The following is a 17012-nucleotide window of genomic DNA, read 5'->3' as shown; positions in this document are numbered from 1 at the left end:
ATGTCTCACAGGACTACAAACACCGGAATCTGAATAGATATTAAATAGAAAAGAGGTGAGAAGATGCTCCCGTTCGTTCAAAAAGTAAAAAAATACATTGACAAGCATAAGTTGATAGAAGAAGGAGAGCGTCTTCTTCTCGCTTGTTCTGGTGGAGCAGATTCGGTTGCATTGGTACGTGTACTATATGAACTTCAAAAGGAGTATGCATGTGAAATAGCTATTGTTCACACCGACCATCAGTTAAGAGGAGAGGAATCTGAAGAGGATATGCGTTTTGTTGAGCAGCTTGCGGAAACTCTACGAATACCTTTTTACGGTACAAAAATTGAAGTTCCAAACAGGGTTTCCATTGAAGGTGGTAATGTTCAGGTTATTTGTAGAGAGGAACGCTATGCATATTTCGAAAGGATAATGGAAAAGCATAAATATCAAAAATTAGTACTGGGTCATCATGCCGTTGATCAAATTGAGACAGTAGTGATGTCCTTGGTGAGGGGAACGCTGGCCTCTTCTATCACGGGAATACCTATGAGAAGATCCTTTTCAGTAGGGGAGATTATTCGGCCCTTTTTATGTGTAACAAAAGATGAAATTCTCGATTATATCCAACTGTTACATCAAAATTTTAGACATGATCCGAGCAATGACAAACATACATATACTCGAAATCGTATTCGTCATAAAGTGGTGCCTTTTTTAGTAGAGGAAAACTCACATGTGAGTGACAAAATTCAATCATTTGTTGAGAAACAACAACAGGATGATGCTCTTCTTAAGGTGATGGCTAAAGAAAAGTTTGAACAGCTTGTGACGATTAATTCAAATGGCAACTTTTTTCTTGATACTATGCGCTTTTCTGAAGTTCCCAGCGCTTTACAAAGAAGAGTAGTTCTACTACTATTAAACTATCTCTACAATGAATCCGAGATCCTACTAAATGATCGATTAGTTGAGTCCATTCTTTCGGTTTGTAATGAGTGTGAAGGCAACATGGAAATTCACTTACCAAACGGTTTTCTCCTCGTTCGTCATTATAATACGGTCCAATTTACATCTTCTTTTCATGAATCTCCACTACCAGGGGAAATTGTAATTCAAGAGGATTATTGGCATGATATTGGTGCTGGTTTTTCCATTTATTTAACGAGTAATTTAAATGGGAATATTTCAAATGAAAAATGGTTTGTTCAATTGGAAAATAATTCGCTACCGCTTTTTATAAGGCAAAAAGAAGAAGGAGATCGCATTCAAGTGAAAGGGATGTCATCGCCAAAGAAGGTTTCTCGATTATTTATAGACGAAAAGGTCTCAGCTGAGGATAGACGTGTTTGGCCACTTCTCGTAAATCAGAACAATGATATACTTGCGGTGATTGGACTACGTTATGAAAAGCGGTTTTCAAAGGAGTATCAAGGGCAAAATTATGTCATATACTTAAAACAAAATTAACTATTAGGGGGGACTAAAATGTTAGAAAAAGACATTCTAGAAATTCTATTAACGGAAGAACAAATTCAAGAAAAGACTCGTGAACTTGGTGCAACACTATCGGCAGACTATAAAGATAAGTTCCCGCTAGCTATTGGAATATTAAAAGGGGCAATGCCGTTTATGTCCGATTTGATGAAGCGTGTAGATACGTACATTGAAATGGATTATATGGATGTATCAAGTTACGGAAACGCTACTGTATCTTCAGGAGAAGTAAAAATTATTAAAGATTTAAATACGAGTGTAGAGGGTCGCGACATTCTCATCATTGAAGATATTATTGATAGCGGTATGACATTAAGTTATCTAGTAGATCTATTTAAATACCGTAAAGCAAAGTCCATAAAACTTGTTACATTGCTGGATAAGCCAACTGGTCGAAAAGTAGATTTGAAAGCAGATTATGTTTGTTTTGAAGTTCCGGACGCATTTGTTGTTGGTTACGGATTAGATTATGCTGAAAAGTATCGTAATTTGCCTTATGTTGGCGTGTTAAAGAAAGAAGTTTATTCTTTTTAATTTAACTGTATCTAGTGGGATAAGTTAAAACCTTTAGGGGTTTTGTGTAGGAGTTAATCGTGCAAAATAATTCAAAGTCCGGAAGAAAATATACCATGGCGTATTTGATTACCGAACTGAAAGGCTTTTCATTGTACGTGAAAAAAATCGTATGATAAGATTACATATAGTTTTTCTGTTTACCTTGTGAGGAGGCTGGGAATGAATCGAGCATTGCGTTACGCTATATTATACCTATTAATATTTTTTGTAATTGTTGGGATCTTTGCCACGTTTAATACGAGCAACGCACCAACCAAAAATATTAATTATACTGAATTTATGACTTCACTTTCAAAAGGAGAAGTAACAAGCTTTACAATGCAGCCGGAACAAGGTGTATATTTTGTTGAAGGTGAAATGAAAGGCTATAAAGATGGAGAAAAGTTTCTAACAAAACTTCCTCCTAATAGTACTAATCTGCAAGCGAAAATTGATGCACTGGCAGAAGCTGGATCAGTCAAAGTAGATGTTAAAGAAACTTCTAAAACAAGTGGCTGGGTTCAATTTTTCTCAGGATTAATACCATTTTTAATTATCATTATTTTATTCTTCTTCTTATTGAGTCAGTCACAAGGCGGTGGAAACCGTGTGATGAACTTTGGTAAGAGTAAAGCAAAACTATACGATAATGAAAAGAAAAAAGTAAGGTTTACAGATGTTGCTGGTGCAGATGAAGAAAAGGCTGAACTAGTAGAAGTAGTAGATTTCTTAAAAGATCCACGTAAATTCGTGGAAATTGGAGCTCGAATTCCGAAAGGGATCTTATTGGTAGGTCCTCCAGGTACTGGTAAAACATTACTGGCACGTGCGGTAGCAGGGGAATCCGGTGTACCATTCTTCTCTATTAGTGGATCAGATTTCGTAGAAATGTTTGTCGGAGTTGGGGCATCCCGTGTTCGTGATTTGTTTGAAAATGCGAAGAAAAATGCACCTTGTATTATTTTCATAGATGAAATTGATGCAGTAGGTCGTCAACGTGGAGCCGGTCTTGGTGGTGGGCATGATGAACGTGAACAAACACTAAACCAATTACTTGTTGAGATGGACGGTTTCGGTGCAAATGAAGGTATTATTATCATTGCTGCAACGAATAGACCAGATGTTTTAGACCCAGCACTTCTTCGTCCAGGTCGTTTTGACCGTCAAATTACAGTAGGTCGTCCAGATGTTAAAGGACGCGAAGCAGTACTTAAAGTACATGCTCGCAATAAGCCGCTTGATGAATCAGTGGACTTAAAAGCGATAGCACAACGTACTCCGGGATTCTCTGGAGCAGATTTAGAAAACTTATTAAACGAAGCAGCGCTAGTAGCGGCTAGACGTGATAAGAAAAAAGTTGACATGAGTGACATCGATGAAGCGACAGATCGGGTAATAGCTGGTCCAGCAAAATCCGGTAAAGTCATTTCTGAAAAAGAACGTAATATTGTTGCATTCCATGAAGCGGGACATGTAGTTATCGGATTAACACTAGATGATGCAGAAATCGTGCATAAAGTGACAATCGTTCCTCGTGGTCAAGCTGGTGGGTATGCGGTTATGCTTCCGAAAGAAGATCGTTACTTCATGACAAAACCAGAACTATTAGATAAAATCTCAGGATTACTAGGTGGTCGTGTAGCGGAAGATATCGTATTTGGGGAAGTATCTACAGGTGCCCATAATGACTTCCAACGTGCAACTAGCATTGCTCGAAGCATGGTAACGGAGTATGGAATGAGTGATAAATTAGGTCCAATGCAGTTTGGTCAAGCGCAAGGCGGAAACGTCTTCTTAGGGCGTGACTTTAACTCAGAACAAAATTATTCTGATGCAATTGCCTATGAAATTGACCAGGAAATGCAAAGAATGATTAAAGAGCAATATGAGCGAACAAAACAAATTTTAACAGAAAAACGTGAATTATTAACTTTAATTGCGACAACGTTATTAGAAGTAGAAACGCTTGATGCTGCTCAAATCAAACATTTGGAAGAACATGGAACACTTCCGGAACGTGTGTATGATTTAGCTAGCAATGAAGTAAAAGTGGAAGAAAGTGAAGATGTACCGGATGCGGTAGGAGCACCAACAGATCCATCTACTGCTGATTTACCGAAGGAAGATGGCCAAGTAATTGAGCCGAATAATCCAATTCAAGAAGAACGAAGAGATTAATAGAATATATTAGCTGATTGCCTCATGTACTATACGAGGCAATCAGCTTTTTTCTTTGGCTCTTTCTATGGTATGATGTGTTGGAAAACTTACGAAAAGTGAGGACAAGCTAGATGATACTTGTGCTAGATACAGGGAACACAAACATTGTTTTAGGTGTATATGAAAAAGAAAAGCTTATCCATCATTGGCGAATGGAAACAGACCGCCAAAAAACAGAAGATGAGTATGGTATGCAAGTAAAAGCATTATTTTCACATGCGAATATTTCCTTTAACCAAATAGAAGGTATTATTATATCCTCCGTTGTACCACCAATTATGTTTTCATTAGAGGCTATGTGCAAAAAATATTTTGGTATTAAACCAATAGTCGTAGGACCGGGCGTCAAAACAGGATTGAATATTAAGTACGAGAATCCTCGTGAGGTTGGGGCAGATCGAATTGTAAATGCTGTCGCTGCAATTCATGAGTATGGTAGTCCCCTCATAATAGTTGACTTTGGAACTGCCACGACTTATTGTTTTGTAAATGAAAAGGGCGAGTACATGGGAGGGGCAATAGCTCCGGGAATTGGTATATCAACAGAGGCTCTTTTTACTCGAGCTAGTAAACTTCCTCGAATAGAGTTAGCTAGACCAGAACATGTAATAGGGAAAAACACAGTTGCTGCAATGCAGTCCGGTATTGTTTATGGTTACGTAGGACAAGTAGAGGGAATTGTAAATCGGATGAAGAAAATATCAAAACACACTCCAAAAGTGATTGCAACAGGCGGTCTGGCGACTTTAATTGGTGAAGAAACAACTATCGTGGACATAATCGACCCGTTTTTAACATTAAAAGGATTGTATTTAATTTATCAACGAAACTTAAATGAAAAAGGAATGAAATAAATGAATGATTATTTAGTAAGAGCACTAGCTTATGAAGGAAGTATACGCGCATTTGCAGTCCGGACAACCGAAACTGTGGGAGAGGCACAAAGACGTCATCAAACATGGCCAACTGCGTCAGCTGCACTTGGCAGAACTATGACGGCTGCAGTCATGATGGGGGCTATGTTTAAAGGTGAAGATAAGCTAACTATCAAAGTAGAAGGTAATGGTCCAATTGGTCCAATGATAGTTGATAGTAATGCAAAAGGTGAAGTGCGTGGATATGTAATGAATCCACAAACTCATTTCGACTTAAATGAAGTTGGGAAACTAGATGTTCGTCGTGCAGTAGGGACGGAAGGTACACTAACTATCGTAAAGGATTTAGGTTTAAGAGACTTTTTTACAGGCCAAGTGCCAATCGTATCTGGAGAAATTGGGGAAGATTTTACGTATTATTTTGCAGTATCTGAGCAAGTTCCTTCGTCTGTCGGCCTAGGTGTATTGGTCAATCCGGACAATACAATTCTAGCGGCGGGAGGGTTTATCATTCAGCTAATGCCTGGTACCGATGATGAAACGATTACAATTCTTGAGGAACGACTCAATAATATGGAACCTGTTTCAAAAATGATTGAAAAAGGATTAACTCCTGAAGAATTGCTTTTTGAGATTTTAGGAAAAGATAATGTGCAGATTTTGGACTCTACTCCTGTTTCATTTGAATGTAATTGTTCAAAAGAACGATTTGGTAGTGCAATTATTAGCTTAGGCGAAAATGAAATTCGAGATATGATTGAGGAAGATGGAGGGGCGGAAGCGCATTGCCATTTCTGTATGGAGAAATATCAATACTCAGTAGAGGAATTGGAGTCATTTATCGATGAAATCAACGCGTGATAACTTCAATCCACAACAAAAACGACATTTAAAAACAAAACCGGTTCTTCTTCTACTTAGTCTTCTTTTTCTAGGCAATTTACTATGGTTTATTGCTTGGTTAATACCGAATGAGAAAGTAAGTGAAACAGAAGTAGTCGCATCTGTTGGTGGGAAAGTTATTACGAAGGAACAGTGGATGGCTTCAATGGAATCGATGTATGGGAAAGAGGTATTACTGGATTTAGTGAATGCAGAAGTGATGGAAGCTGCAGCTAAAAAGAACCATATACAAGTAACGGATCAAGAAATAGACTTAGAACTAGCTCTAATTCGTTCTACACAAGAGGGAACTGATACTTCACTTCAATCGTATGATGAAGAAACGATGCGTCAAAAAGTTCGATCTCGCTTAATTTTAGAAAAGGTTTTAGCGAAGGATATAGTAATAGAAGACGAAGCTATAAAAGCATATTATGATAATAATAAAAACTTATATAATATCCCTACTTCCTACCGTACAAGTGTTATTTATGCTTCTTCGGAGGACGAAGCAAAAGAAGTTGTAAAAGAACTCAAGAATGGTTCATCTTTTGAAGGACTGGCAAGAGAGCGCTCGAAAGACGCTAGTTCTGCAAGTTTAGGGGGGGATATAGGATATATATCAGCAGATGCACAGTCGGTAGATACTGCCATTATCTCTGCTTTACCAAACATTGAGGTGGGTAAATGGAGTGATATAGTAGCTTTGAAAGATGGAAGATTTGCAGTCGTGCAAGTTGTAAGTGTTTTTAAAGGCGAATCATTCTCTTATGCGGACGTGAAAGATCACATTCACCGAGAACTTGCTCTAGAACAGCTTACTCAATCAGTTACCCCAGAAGCGTTTTGGCAAGAATTCGATGCCAAATGGTCGTATAGCGAGAAGTAAAAGCGTATTCTATAGAGTACGCTTTTTATTTATAACGTCCTCCACCGAGTTGTTTTCCGAAGCTTACTGCGGGCGAAGAATCGAGTCGCCTGTGCCAACACTTGTTGGTCGTCTCAGGCTACGTAAATAGTGTAGCCAATGTTTCGTCGAAAGCACTCAAGAATTAGTGAAGACAACATGTAATTAAAAGGGTGCTTTCGCATTTCTTAAAAGAAAGTATATGGAATATTATCCTGCGAAACTGTGTTCATAGTACTTTAGAGAATTAATTAATACCGCGGATTTCAACGCGTTCCGCGGGGTGAGCGATGAGCCCTCACCGCCGCTACGCGTACGTTGCGATGGCTCATCTGTCTCACTCATCCCGCTGGAGTCGTCACCTTTCACTACAATCCATTAAGTGAGTAGTACTTAACGAGAAGATTGAGCCCAGCTATCGGTAAGAAGATAGAAATAATGATCATCTATCCTGTAATCGTTGTTGAATAAGAGATGCTATTGCTTGGTGAAATTTTGTGCATCCGGATAAAATGTAGTTCCCTAACTAATGCTGATAGTACTTTAGAGAATTAAATAATACCGCGGATTTCCGTTTCAGGTGAACGCGTTCAGCGGGGTGAGCGATGAACCATCACCACTGATACGCGTTCGTTGTGTTGGCTCACCGGTCTCACTCATGATTTAGCTAAGCTATCGCTAAGAGGATAGAATTAGTTTAAGTAAACGTAGTGATCATGCCACTCTATAACGGAAGGCCACGCAGGAACATAGGCTAAAGAACGCCACCTCTTGTGGCAATGCCTTTGTGACCTACATAGTGTTGGCCTGAGGAGACTGAAGCCATGCCTGCGAAAAGCGTCCGCAATAGTGGAAAGCAACGACATTCATATGCTACTTTTCTTGAAAGGACCGGGCGTCTTTTTGCTCGGCTTTTCTAATTTTTTCTTTTCTGGAATGTTATTTTATTGACATTTATTCTCTGTAATTGGTATGATTAAAAAAATAAAACCTATTAAAATAGTAGGGATTAGGAGTGAGATAATGGCAAAGTTAGCGCAATCCGTAGTTGAATTGATTGGTAAAACGCCAGTAGTGAAATTAAACAGAGTTTCAAGCCCTGAGGATGCAGAAGTATATGTTAAATTAGAATTCTTCAACCCAGGAAGTAGCGTAAAAGATCGTATTGCTTTTGCCATGATTGAAGCGGCAGAAAAAGAAGGAAAGTTAAAAGAAGGTAGCACAATAATTGAGCCTACTAGTGGTAATACTGGCATAGGCCTTTCGATGATTGCAGCGGCAAAAGGTTATAAAGCAGTATTGGTAATGCCAGATACAATGAGCTTAGAGCGTAGAAACTTACTTCGTGCTTATGGCGCAGATTTAGTATTAACACCTGGAGCAGACGGAATGAAAGGTGCTATTGCGAAAGCGGAAGAACTTTCAAATGAAAATGGATGGTTTATGCCTCAACAATTTAACAATGAAGCGAACCCAGAAATTCACCGATTAACAACTGGTCCCGAAATTGCGGAAGCATTTGATGAGTTAGACGGCTTTGTAGCAGGAATTGGAACGGGTGGAACAATAACTGGTGCGGGTGGCGTATTAAAAGAAAAATTCCCAAATATTCATATTGCTGCAGTAGAACCAGAAGATTCGAATGTTTTATCTGGCGGTAAACCTGGCCCCCATAAAATTCAAGGAATTGGAGCTGGGTTCGTTCCTGAGGTACTAGATACAAAAATGTATGATTCTATTATTCAAGTTTCCAACGAAGATGCTTATGCAACATCTCGCGAAGTTGCAAAATTGGAAGGTATTCTTGGTGGTGTATCTGCAGGAGCTGCTATTTACGGAGCGCTTCAACTTGCAAAACAACTTGGAAAAGGTAAAAAAGTTGTTGCAATCGTTCCAGATAATGGTGAGCGTTATTTAAGTACACCACTATACCAATTCGAAGACTAATTTAGGTCTGATATGAAACTCTCGCATTCAAAAGAAGGTTTTTCTTGTTTCTGAAAAGTTTTTCTACTGTGCGATATGGATGTCACGAATTTAGGTTGCCTCGACTGACAATCTTTTTATTAAGTCTTAGGTTAGCCCGTTAAATTAAGTCATCAATTATAGACAAAGAGAGGAGCTATTTGTGCTTCCTCTTTTTTTATGTGGCGAAAAGTAGCGATTTCAAGTTAAGATGAATGCAAATCGTTTTTTAGGGGGATTAAGAAAAGTGGATTCACTAAAATTACAAACACGGACTTTCAACATGTCGAAAGAAGCTTTTTTTTATGCGTATAAAGAAATAACGAAAGAAGAATCACATCATTTATTTTTGGAAAGTGGCAGAGGCGGACATTTATGTGTTGCGGCTTGGAATCCAATTGCAGTGACAAAATCAGTAGATACTGGTTTACATATAAAATGGCGAAGCGGAGAAGACGAGGTGCGTTTAGGTGAACCGCTTTACGAATTGGAAAAGCTCGTGGAGTCTTACTACATTCCTTCTCAAGAAAATTTACCGGATTTCCAAGGCGGAGCTGCTGGTTTTATTAGTTACGATTACGCTCGTAAAATAGAAGTTCTACCTAGTCTAGCGGTGGATGACTTGCATGTTCCGGATATTTATTTTTATGTGTTTGATTTCTGGGCTGTTCTTGATGTTGCAGCAGAAACTGTTACATGCATGAAACTATCAACTAGTGATGTAGATTTAGCCGATATGGAAGAAGAACTGAAGGCCGCAAGTGGAAGGGCAGAACGACTATTTCAACCAGGTACTGCAACTGAAGTAGTTGATGATCAAGCAGAACTATTTGTGTCTGTAAATGAACCTGAATTTGAATCTGCCATTCGTCAAGTGCAAGAATACATTGCACAAGGTGATGTATTTCAAGTAAATCTATCTGTTCGACAATCCAAAAAATTAGAGGTCGAGCCAATTTCTATGTATGAAGCTCTTCGTGCGTTTAATCCATCTCCATATATGGCTTATATTCAATCGCCAGAATTCGCTGTAGTATCTGGATCACCAGAACTATTAGTTAAGAAGAAAGGAATCGATTTGTCTACTCGTCCAATTGCAGGAACAAGACCGCGCGGAAAAAATAATCTAGAAGATATAGCTTTGGCTAATGAATTAATTGACAATGAAAAAGAGCGAGCAGAACATGTCATGCTTGTTGATTTAGAAAGAAATGATTTAGGAAGAGTATCTACTTATGGCTCTGTAGAAGTGGATGAGTTTATGGTTATTGAACGGTATTCACATGTTATGCATATTGTTTCGAATGTGAAAGGGACACTACGTCCTAACACATCTAATACAGATATTATCCGAGCGATGTTCCCGGGTGGAACAATTACGGGCGCCCCGAAAATTAGAACGATGGAAATAATTGAAGAGTTAGAACCAGTTCGTAGGGGATTGTATACTGGATCCATTGGTTGGCTAGGATTTTCTGGGGATTTGGAATTAAATATTGTTATCCGAACCGCCTTTATTCAAGACGGGATGGCTTATATCCAAGCGGGAGCGGGAATAGTAATAGATTCTATACCAAGTGCTGAATACGTAGAGTCTTTAAACAAAGCGAAAGCATTATGGCAAGCGAAAGCTATGGCAGAAGGAGGAAAACAATGATTTTGATGATTGATAATTATGATTCCTTTACTTACAATCTCGTTCAATATATAGGAGAGCTCGGAGAAGAAGTGAAGGTCGTTCGCAATGATGAGTTAACGATTGCTGAAATTGAACAGTTAGCGCCAAATATAATTGTTGTATCACCAGGTCCTTGTACTCCTAATGAGGCTGGAATTAGTTTAGAGGCAATCACACACTTTGCAGGTAAGATTGCAATATTCGGTGTTTGTCTGGGACACCAATCGATTGGACAAGCATTTGGAGGAAATGTAATTCGTGCAGAAAGATTAATGCACGGGAAAACTTCGCCTGTTTTTCATGATGGAAAAGGGGTTAATGCGAATATGCCAAATCCTTTTCAAGCAACAAGATATCATTCATTACTTGTAGAAAAAGAGTCGTTACCTGAATGTTTAGAGGTGACCTCATGGACAGAGGAAGGGGAAATTATGGGGCTACGTCATAAAGAGTTTCCCATAGAAGGTGTACAATTTCATCCAGAGTCGATAATGACTGAGGAAGGAAAAAAGCTTATCCAAAACTTTATCGAAACATACAGTCCTTCTATGATGGAGAGGGACTAATATGGACGCTTGGAAAGACGGAAAATTATACAGAGCGGATGAACTAACTATCTCTCCGTATGATCATGGTTTTTTGTATGGGCTTGGTTTTTTTGAGACATTTCGTACGTATAATGGGAAAGTATTTTTATGGGAAGAGCATTGGAGCCGACTCACTCGTGCAATGGTTGATTTTCGTATTACAATGCCATATGAAAAAGAAACTCTGATACAGGCGATAGAAGCGTTATCATTGGCAAATAATAATGAAGACGGTTATTTTCGATTAAATATATCGGCGGGTGTGCAAGATATTGGACTCCAGCCTTCTAATTATGAAAAGCCAACAGTGATTTTATTCCGAAAAGCATTGCATGCTGTTCCTAGAGGAACGGAAAAATCAGCAGTATGGCTTGAAACCTTGAGAAATTCTCCCGAAAGTCCAATACGTCATAAATCCCATCATTACGCAAATAATGTAAAAGCGCGATTTGAAGTTCCCTCGCTTGCCTCTTTAGAAGGTTTCTTTCTAACTTCTGATGGATTTGTAGCAGAAGGAATTACGTCAAATATATTTTGGGCTAAGGGAGGAAAGGTATATACACCGTCCTTGGATACAGGAATTTTAGCGGGGATCACACGGGATTGGCTGATAAAAGATTCTCCATTCGTAGTAGAGGAAGGTTTATTTACAAAAGATGTACTAGAGAAAGCGGATGAAGTATTTATTACAAATTCAATTCAAGAAATTGTCCCTATTAAAAAGATAGAAGAGAAGTACTTTTTAGGTAATCGAGGACCTGTGTATGCTACGCTTCATGAGGCGTATGTTAAGTGTATTCAGAAAGAAGGTACAGAAGATGAATTTAAAATATAATACGAGGCCATTTGAAGCTGCAGGGGTTATATTAGATTTTCGAAAAGAAACGATTGTAATGGGTATATTAAATGTCACGCCTGATTCTTTTTCGGATGGTGGTAAATTTAATGAGGTTGAATTAGCTGTTGTTCGAGCGAAACAGATGGTTGCGGATGGTGCTAAAATTATCGACGTAGGTGGAGAATCTACTAGACCAGGTCATACAGCCATTTCAGATGAAGAGGAAATAGCGCGTGTTGTTCCGGTTATTAAAGCAATCCGAGCAGAGGTAAATGCGATTATATCCATTGATACTTACAAATCAGCGGTTGCAAGAGCAGCGGTTTTAGCTGGCGCCCATGTCATTAATGATATTTGGGGTGCAAAGAGAGATTCGAAAGTGGCAATGGTGGCTGCAGAGATGGGTGTTCCAATAATATTAATGCATAATAGAGACAACGAAGAATACAACGATTTCTGGGCAGAAGCAAAACAAGATTTAGTAGAAAGTATTCAAATTGCAAAAGAGGCGGGAGTGCCTGATGAACATATTTGGTTAGACCCTGGTATCGGCTTTGGGAAATCTACAATCCAAAATATTTGGATGATGCAGCATTTAGGACAGTTAGTAGATATGGGCTATCCAGTTTTACTTGCGACTTCTCGTAAACGACTAATTGGAAATGTGCTCAATCTTCCAGTTGATGAACGAATAGAAGGAACAGGTGCGACTGTTTGCTATGGTTTGCAGCTTGGTTGTCATATGGTGCGTGTACATGACGTGAAAGAAATTACACGTATGACGAAGATGATGGATGCACTAACAGGAAAAGTGGAATATAAGGAAAGTGAGGCGTAATATTTATGGATTACATACACTTAAATGATTTAGAGTTCTACGGATATCATGGAGCGTTACCAGAAGAAACGAAGCTAGGTCAGATTTTCCGTGTAACGATCACGTTAGCTTGCGATTTAAAAAAAGCTGGTGAAATGGATAGTCTCGATGAGACCGTTAATTATGCAGAGGTTTTTGAACTTTGTAAGGAGATAGTGGAAGGAAAACCCTATTTATTAATAGAGGCAGTGGCGGAGAAGATAGCTGGAAGAATATTAAAGGATTACGAAGCAAAAGTAACTGGTTGTCGTATTCATTTAGTGAAGCCAAATCCGCCGATTGCAGGTCATTATGCTTCCGTTGCGGTTGATATTACGAGAGGTAAGCTATGAATATTGCATATCTATCACTAGGCTCGAATATTGGAGACCGATTTTATTATCTTAAAAGATCTGTTCAATTGCTAAATGAAACGGGAAGTATACGAGTGAATCGGGTGTCCTCTGTTTATGAAACAGATCCTGTTGGTTATGTAGATCAATCGGCTTTTTTAAATATTGTAGTGGAGCTTGAAACGCAACTTACACCTCATGAATTATTAAAAAAATGCAATGAAGTTGAAGAAGAACTTGGGCGTACCCGAGAGATTCGGTGGGGACCACGGACTGTAGACCTTGACATTTTGTTGTATAATGAAGAGATTATGAAAACAGAGGACCTCATTATTCCGCATCCTAGGATGACGGAAAGAGGTTTTGTGCTCGTTCCTCTTGTGGAATTAAATTCAGAATTAGTTGAGCCTCTAACAAACCATTCTTTATTGAAGCTTGCACTTCTTCAGAAAGAAGGCGTTCATTTATGGAAAACATTCGATGGGGTAGACGCATTCGTGCATTTCGACGATTGAAAAGATTAAGCCAAGTTGAACTTGCGAAAGAAATGAATATTTCAGTGTCTATACTTGGTCAAATAGAACAAGGAAAAAGAGTTCCGAATGAGGGGCAGCTAGAAAAAATTTCTTCTGTTCTTGATATACAGCTAGGCGAATTAATAGGAGAAATAAAAGAAGGTGAATGAATATGTCAATTGCATCAACAAAACCATTTAAAATTGGTAACTTTGAAATGGATAATCGTGTTGTTTTAGCACCGATGGCGGGTATATGTAACTCAGCATTCCGATTAACTGTTAAAGAATTTGGTGCGGGGTTAGTTTACGCGGAAATGATCAGTGATAAAGGGATTGTTTATAAAAATGAAAAGACTTTAAGTATGCTTTATATTGATGAACGTGAAAATCCATTATCACTTCAAATTTTTGGTGGAGAAAAAGAAACGCTAGTTGCTGCTGCTAAATATGTAGATCAACATACCTCGGCGGACATTATTGATATTAATATGGGATGCCCGGTAAATAAAATCATTAAATGCGAGGCGGGAGCTAGATGGCTTCTTGATCCGAACAAGATTTACGAGATGGTGTCCACAGTTGTGGATAATGTTAAAAAACCGGTAAGCGTGAAAATGCGTACTGGTTGGGACGACGATCATATTTATGCTGTAGAGAATGCTCGCGCAGTTGAACGCGCAGGAGGAGCGGCGGTAGCGGTACATGGACGTACACGTTTACAAATGTATGAAGGGTATGCGAATTGGGATCTGATCCGACAAGTGAAAGAAGCAGTAAATATTCCTGTCATTGGAAACGGCGACGTAAATACTCCTCAAGATGCAAAACGTATGTTGGATGAAACTGGTGTAGATGCAGTAATGATTGGTCGTGCAGCACTTGGAGATCCATGGATGATTTATCGTACGGTTGAATACTTGGAATCTGGTGAACTTAAACCGGAACCTTCTGTACAAGAAAAAATTGATGTGTGCCTATTACACTTTGATCGCTTAACTGCCTTAAAAGGTGAAGACATTGCGGTACGAGAAATGCGCAAACATGCTGCTTGGTACTTAAAAGGTATTCGAGGGAATGGACGAGCGAGAAATATGGTTAACCAAACAGAGTCTGCTCAAGAGTTAAAAGACTACTTGAACTATTTTGCAGAAGAAGTATCGCAAGAATACAACGATGCTGAATCTATTCTTGTTTCATATTAAAGGGGCTATCACTTCAAGTGATGGCTCTTTCCATTTCGTTTTATAATCTGAATAATGAAAAATATTTCCTGGTGTAGGAAAAAGGTGAACAGCGTGCAGAAATTGTGTACAATAAGTTCAACGTAATAGATTGATACTTGCGGATAATAGGTAGTGGAGGAGTGACGAACATGTCTAATGTAGAAGAATTAAACGATCAACTTTTGGTGAGAAGACAAAAGATGACTGCAATACAAGAGAAAGGATTAGATCCTTTTGGTAGTAAATTCGAACGTACGCATTTAAGTGATCAAGTGATTGCTGAATTTGCTGATTTTTCGAAAGAACAATTAGAAGAAACTGCACATGAAGTCGTAATTGCTGGTCGGATTATGACAAAGCGTGGAAAAGGTAAAGCTGGATTTGCTCATATTCAAGACTTTGGTGGTCAAATACAGATTTATGTACGTAAAGATGCAATCGGTGAAGAAGCATACGAATTATTTAACTCAGCGGACTTAGGTGATATCGTAGGTGTGCGAGGAAATGTATTCCGTACACAAGTAGGTGAATTATCGGTTAAAGCTGTAGAATTCACATTTTTAACAAAATCACTACGCCCAATGCCAGAGAAATTCCATGGCTTAAAGGATGTTGAGCAGCGCTATCGTCAACGCTATTTAGATCTAATGACAAGCGAAGAAAGCAAAAAAACATTCATAACTAGAAGTCGCATCATTCAATCTATGCGTCGTTACTTAGATAGTCAAGGTTACTTAGAAGTGGAAACGCCTTTATTGCATTCTATTGCGGGTGGAGCGGCAGCGCGTCCATTCATTACACATCATAATGCACTAGACATGGAACTATATATGCGTATTGCAATTGAGTTACATTTAAAACGTTTAATAGTAGGCGGACTAGAAAAAGTTTATGAAATTGGACGAGTATTCAGAAACGAAGGCGTTTCAACGCGTCATAATCCTGAATTCACGATGATTGAATTGTATGAAGCATATGCTGATTATAAAGACATCATGAATCTGACAGAAAATTTAGTATCGCATGTTGCCCAGGAAGTATTGGGATCTACTACAGTTACATACGGTGAGGACGAAATCAATCTCGCACCAGGCTGGAGACGTTGGCATATGGCGGATGCGGTAAAAGAAACGACTGGAGTGGACTTCTGGAATGAAATGACTAAGGAAGAAGCACAGTCGTTAGCGAAAGAACATGGAGTTGAAGTAAAACCTTCTATGGAAGTAGGTCATGTATTAAATGAATTCTTTGAGCAAAAAGTAGAAGAAACATTAGTTCAACCGACATTCATATATGGCCATCCTGTAGAAGTATCGCCTCTTGCGAAGAAAAATCCGGAAGATGGTCGATTTACAGATCGCTTTGAACTATTTATTGTTAGACGTGAGCATGCAAATGCATTTACAGAACTAAATGATCCAATTGATCAACGTCAACGCTTCGAAGCACAATTAGTAGAAAAAGAAGCAGGTAATGATGAAGCACATGAAATGGATGAAGATTTCTTAGAAGCATTAGAATATGGGATGCCTCCAACTGGTGGTTTAGGAATTGGAATAGACAGATTGGTTATGTTATTAACTAACGCTGCATCTATTCGCGATGTATTATTGTTCCCAACAATGCGACATAAAGATTAATTAATATAGAAGTCTTTATAATAGGAGGGTGAGGTACTACTATTTATAGTGCCTCGCCTTTTTAATATCTACTAGATATTGTGCTGAATATTATAAGTAAATTCTTTTTAAAAAAAGTGCAGAAAAACCCTTGTCAGATACATTAGAGGGTGGTATAGTTATCAAGTTGTCATTTTCATTAATGACTTCTTCAAAAAAAGAAATAAAAAAGTTGTTGACATTGATAACGAAACTTGTTATGATATTAAAGTCGCCAAAACGACACGGCAACAAAAACACAACATGAACATTGAAAACTGAACATGCAAAACGTTAAGACATACAGCTTGAAAGACTAACTTCGTTAGTTTGATAGCAAAACAATTTTGACATCATTTAATGATGATGCCAGCAAAACAAAATGAGCTTTTTAAGTTCTCTATTATGGAGAGTTTGAT

The 17012-nt window shown here is 38.5% G+C and carries 16 protein-coding genes; all 16 read left to right on the top strand.

The features are described 5' to 3' along the window. Positions 1 to 63 precede the first annotated feature (63 nt). The 16 genes from tilS (at position 64) to lysS (ending at position 16575) form a co-directional block, all read left to right on the top strand. Positions 64 to 1452 carry a tRNA lysidine(34) synthetase TilS gene (gene tilS / locus ACFVR1_RS18205; RefSeq protein WP_387586058.1) on the top strand — a complete coding sequence of 463 codons (1389 nt, stop codon included), beginning with the start codon at positions 64 to 66 and terminating at the stop codon, positions 1450 to 1452. An 18-nt stretch (positions 1453 to 1470) separates the two neighbouring features. Beyond that, positions 1471 to 2013 (top strand): hypoxanthine phosphoribosyltransferase, encoded by a 543-nt coding sequence (hpt, locus tag ACFVR1_RS18200; RefSeq protein ID WP_387586056.1) that lies wholly within the window; start codon positions 1471 to 1473, stop codon positions 2011 to 2013. A 201-nt stretch (positions 2014 to 2214) separates the two neighbouring features. Further along, positions 2215 to 4212 carry an ATP-dependent zinc metalloprotease FtsH gene (ftsH, locus tag ACFVR1_RS18195; RefSeq protein WP_387586055.1) on the top strand — a complete coding sequence of 666 codons (1998 nt, stop codon included), beginning with the start codon at positions 2215 to 2217 and terminating at the stop codon, positions 4210 to 4212. Between the two features lie 113 nt (positions 4213 to 4325). After that, positions 4326 to 5108, top strand: coding sequence for a type III pantothenate kinase (locus tag ACFVR1_RS18190; RefSeq protein WP_387586054.1), 783 nt, complete (start codon positions 4326 to 4328; stop codon positions 5106 to 5108). Then, positions 5109 to 5990, top strand: a complete 882-nt coding sequence (gene hslO, locus ACFVR1_RS18185) for an Hsp33 family molecular chaperone HslO (RefSeq protein WP_387586053.1) — start codon at positions 5109 to 5111, stop codon at positions 5988 to 5990. Next, entirely contained in the window at positions 5974 to 6900 is a 927-nt protein-coding gene (locus ACFVR1_RS18180; RefSeq protein WP_387586052.1) for a peptidyl-prolyl cis-trans isomerase, read from the top strand. Before hslO ends, ACFVR1_RS18180 begins: the two co-directional genes overlap by 17 nt. 1041 nt (positions 6901 to 7941) lie before the next feature. Continuing rightward, positions 7942 to 8865 carry a cysteine synthase A gene (gene cysK, locus ACFVR1_RS18175; RefSeq protein ID WP_387586050.1) on the top strand — a complete coding sequence of 308 codons (924 nt, stop codon included), beginning with the start codon at positions 7942 to 7944 and terminating at the stop codon, positions 8863 to 8865. Between the two features lie 301 nt (positions 8866 to 9166). Further along, a complete protein-coding gene (locus ACFVR1_RS18170) occupies positions 9167 to 10540 on the top strand; it encodes an anthranilate synthase component I family protein (RefSeq protein WP_387586121.1) in 1374 nt (457 codons plus the stop codon). Beyond that, the gene (gene pabA / locus ACFVR1_RS18165; RefSeq protein WP_387586049.1) at positions 10537 to 11127 is read left to right on the top strand and encodes an aminodeoxychorismate/anthranilate synthase component II; all 591 of its coding nucleotides are present in this window, start codon (positions 10537 to 10539) and stop codon (positions 11125 to 11127) included. The genes ACFVR1_RS18170 and pabA overlap by 4 nt, the downstream gene beginning before the upstream one ends. A gap of 1 nt (position 11128) precedes the next feature. Continuing rightward, complete coding sequence (gene pabC / locus ACFVR1_RS18160) at positions 11129 to 11983, top strand: aminodeoxychorismate lyase (RefSeq protein WP_387586047.1); 855 nt, start codon at positions 11129 to 11131, stop codon at positions 11981 to 11983. Further along, positions 11967 to 12824, top strand: a complete 858-nt coding sequence (gene folP, locus ACFVR1_RS18155; protein ID WP_387586045.1) for a dihydropteroate synthase — start codon at positions 11967 to 11969, stop codon at positions 12822 to 12824. The genes pabC and folP overlap by 17 nt, the downstream gene beginning before the upstream one ends. A 5-nt stretch (positions 12825 to 12829) precedes the next feature. Beyond that, positions 12830 to 13195, top strand: coding sequence for a dihydroneopterin aldolase (folB, locus tag ACFVR1_RS18150; RefSeq protein ID WP_387586044.1), 366 nt, complete (start codon positions 12830 to 12832; stop codon positions 13193 to 13195). Continuing rightward, positions 13192 to 13710 (top strand): 2-amino-4-hydroxy-6-hydroxymethyldihydropteridine diphosphokinase, encoded by a 519-nt coding sequence (gene folK / locus ACFVR1_RS18145; protein WP_387586042.1) that lies wholly within the window; start codon positions 13192 to 13194, stop codon positions 13708 to 13710. Before folB ends, folK begins: the two co-directional genes overlap by 4 nt. After that, a complete protein-coding gene (locus ACFVR1_RS18140) occupies positions 13662 to 13880 on the top strand; it encodes a helix-turn-helix domain-containing protein (RefSeq protein ID WP_387586041.1) in 219 nt (72 codons plus the stop codon). The genes folK and ACFVR1_RS18140 overlap by 49 nt, the downstream gene beginning before the upstream one ends. 2 nt (positions 13881 to 13882) lie before the next feature. Further along, entirely contained in the window at positions 13883 to 14914 is a 1032-nt protein-coding gene (gene dusB / locus ACFVR1_RS18135) for a tRNA dihydrouridine synthase DusB (RefSeq protein ID WP_387586039.1), read from the top strand. A gap of 170 nt (positions 14915 to 15084) precedes the next feature. Next, positions 15085 to 16575, top strand: a complete 1491-nt coding sequence (gene lysS / locus ACFVR1_RS18130; RefSeq protein WP_387586038.1) for a lysine--tRNA ligase — start codon at positions 15085 to 15087, stop codon at positions 16573 to 16575. Positions 16576 to 17012 lie beyond the last annotated feature (437 nt).

The sequence above is a fragment of the Psychrobacillus sp. NPDC058041 genome, from assembly GCF_042885655.1.
GTDB lineage: Bacteria > Bacillota > Bacilli > Bacillales_A > Planococcaceae > Psychrobacillus.
This window is presented reverse-complemented; position numbering and strand designations above follow the sequence as displayed.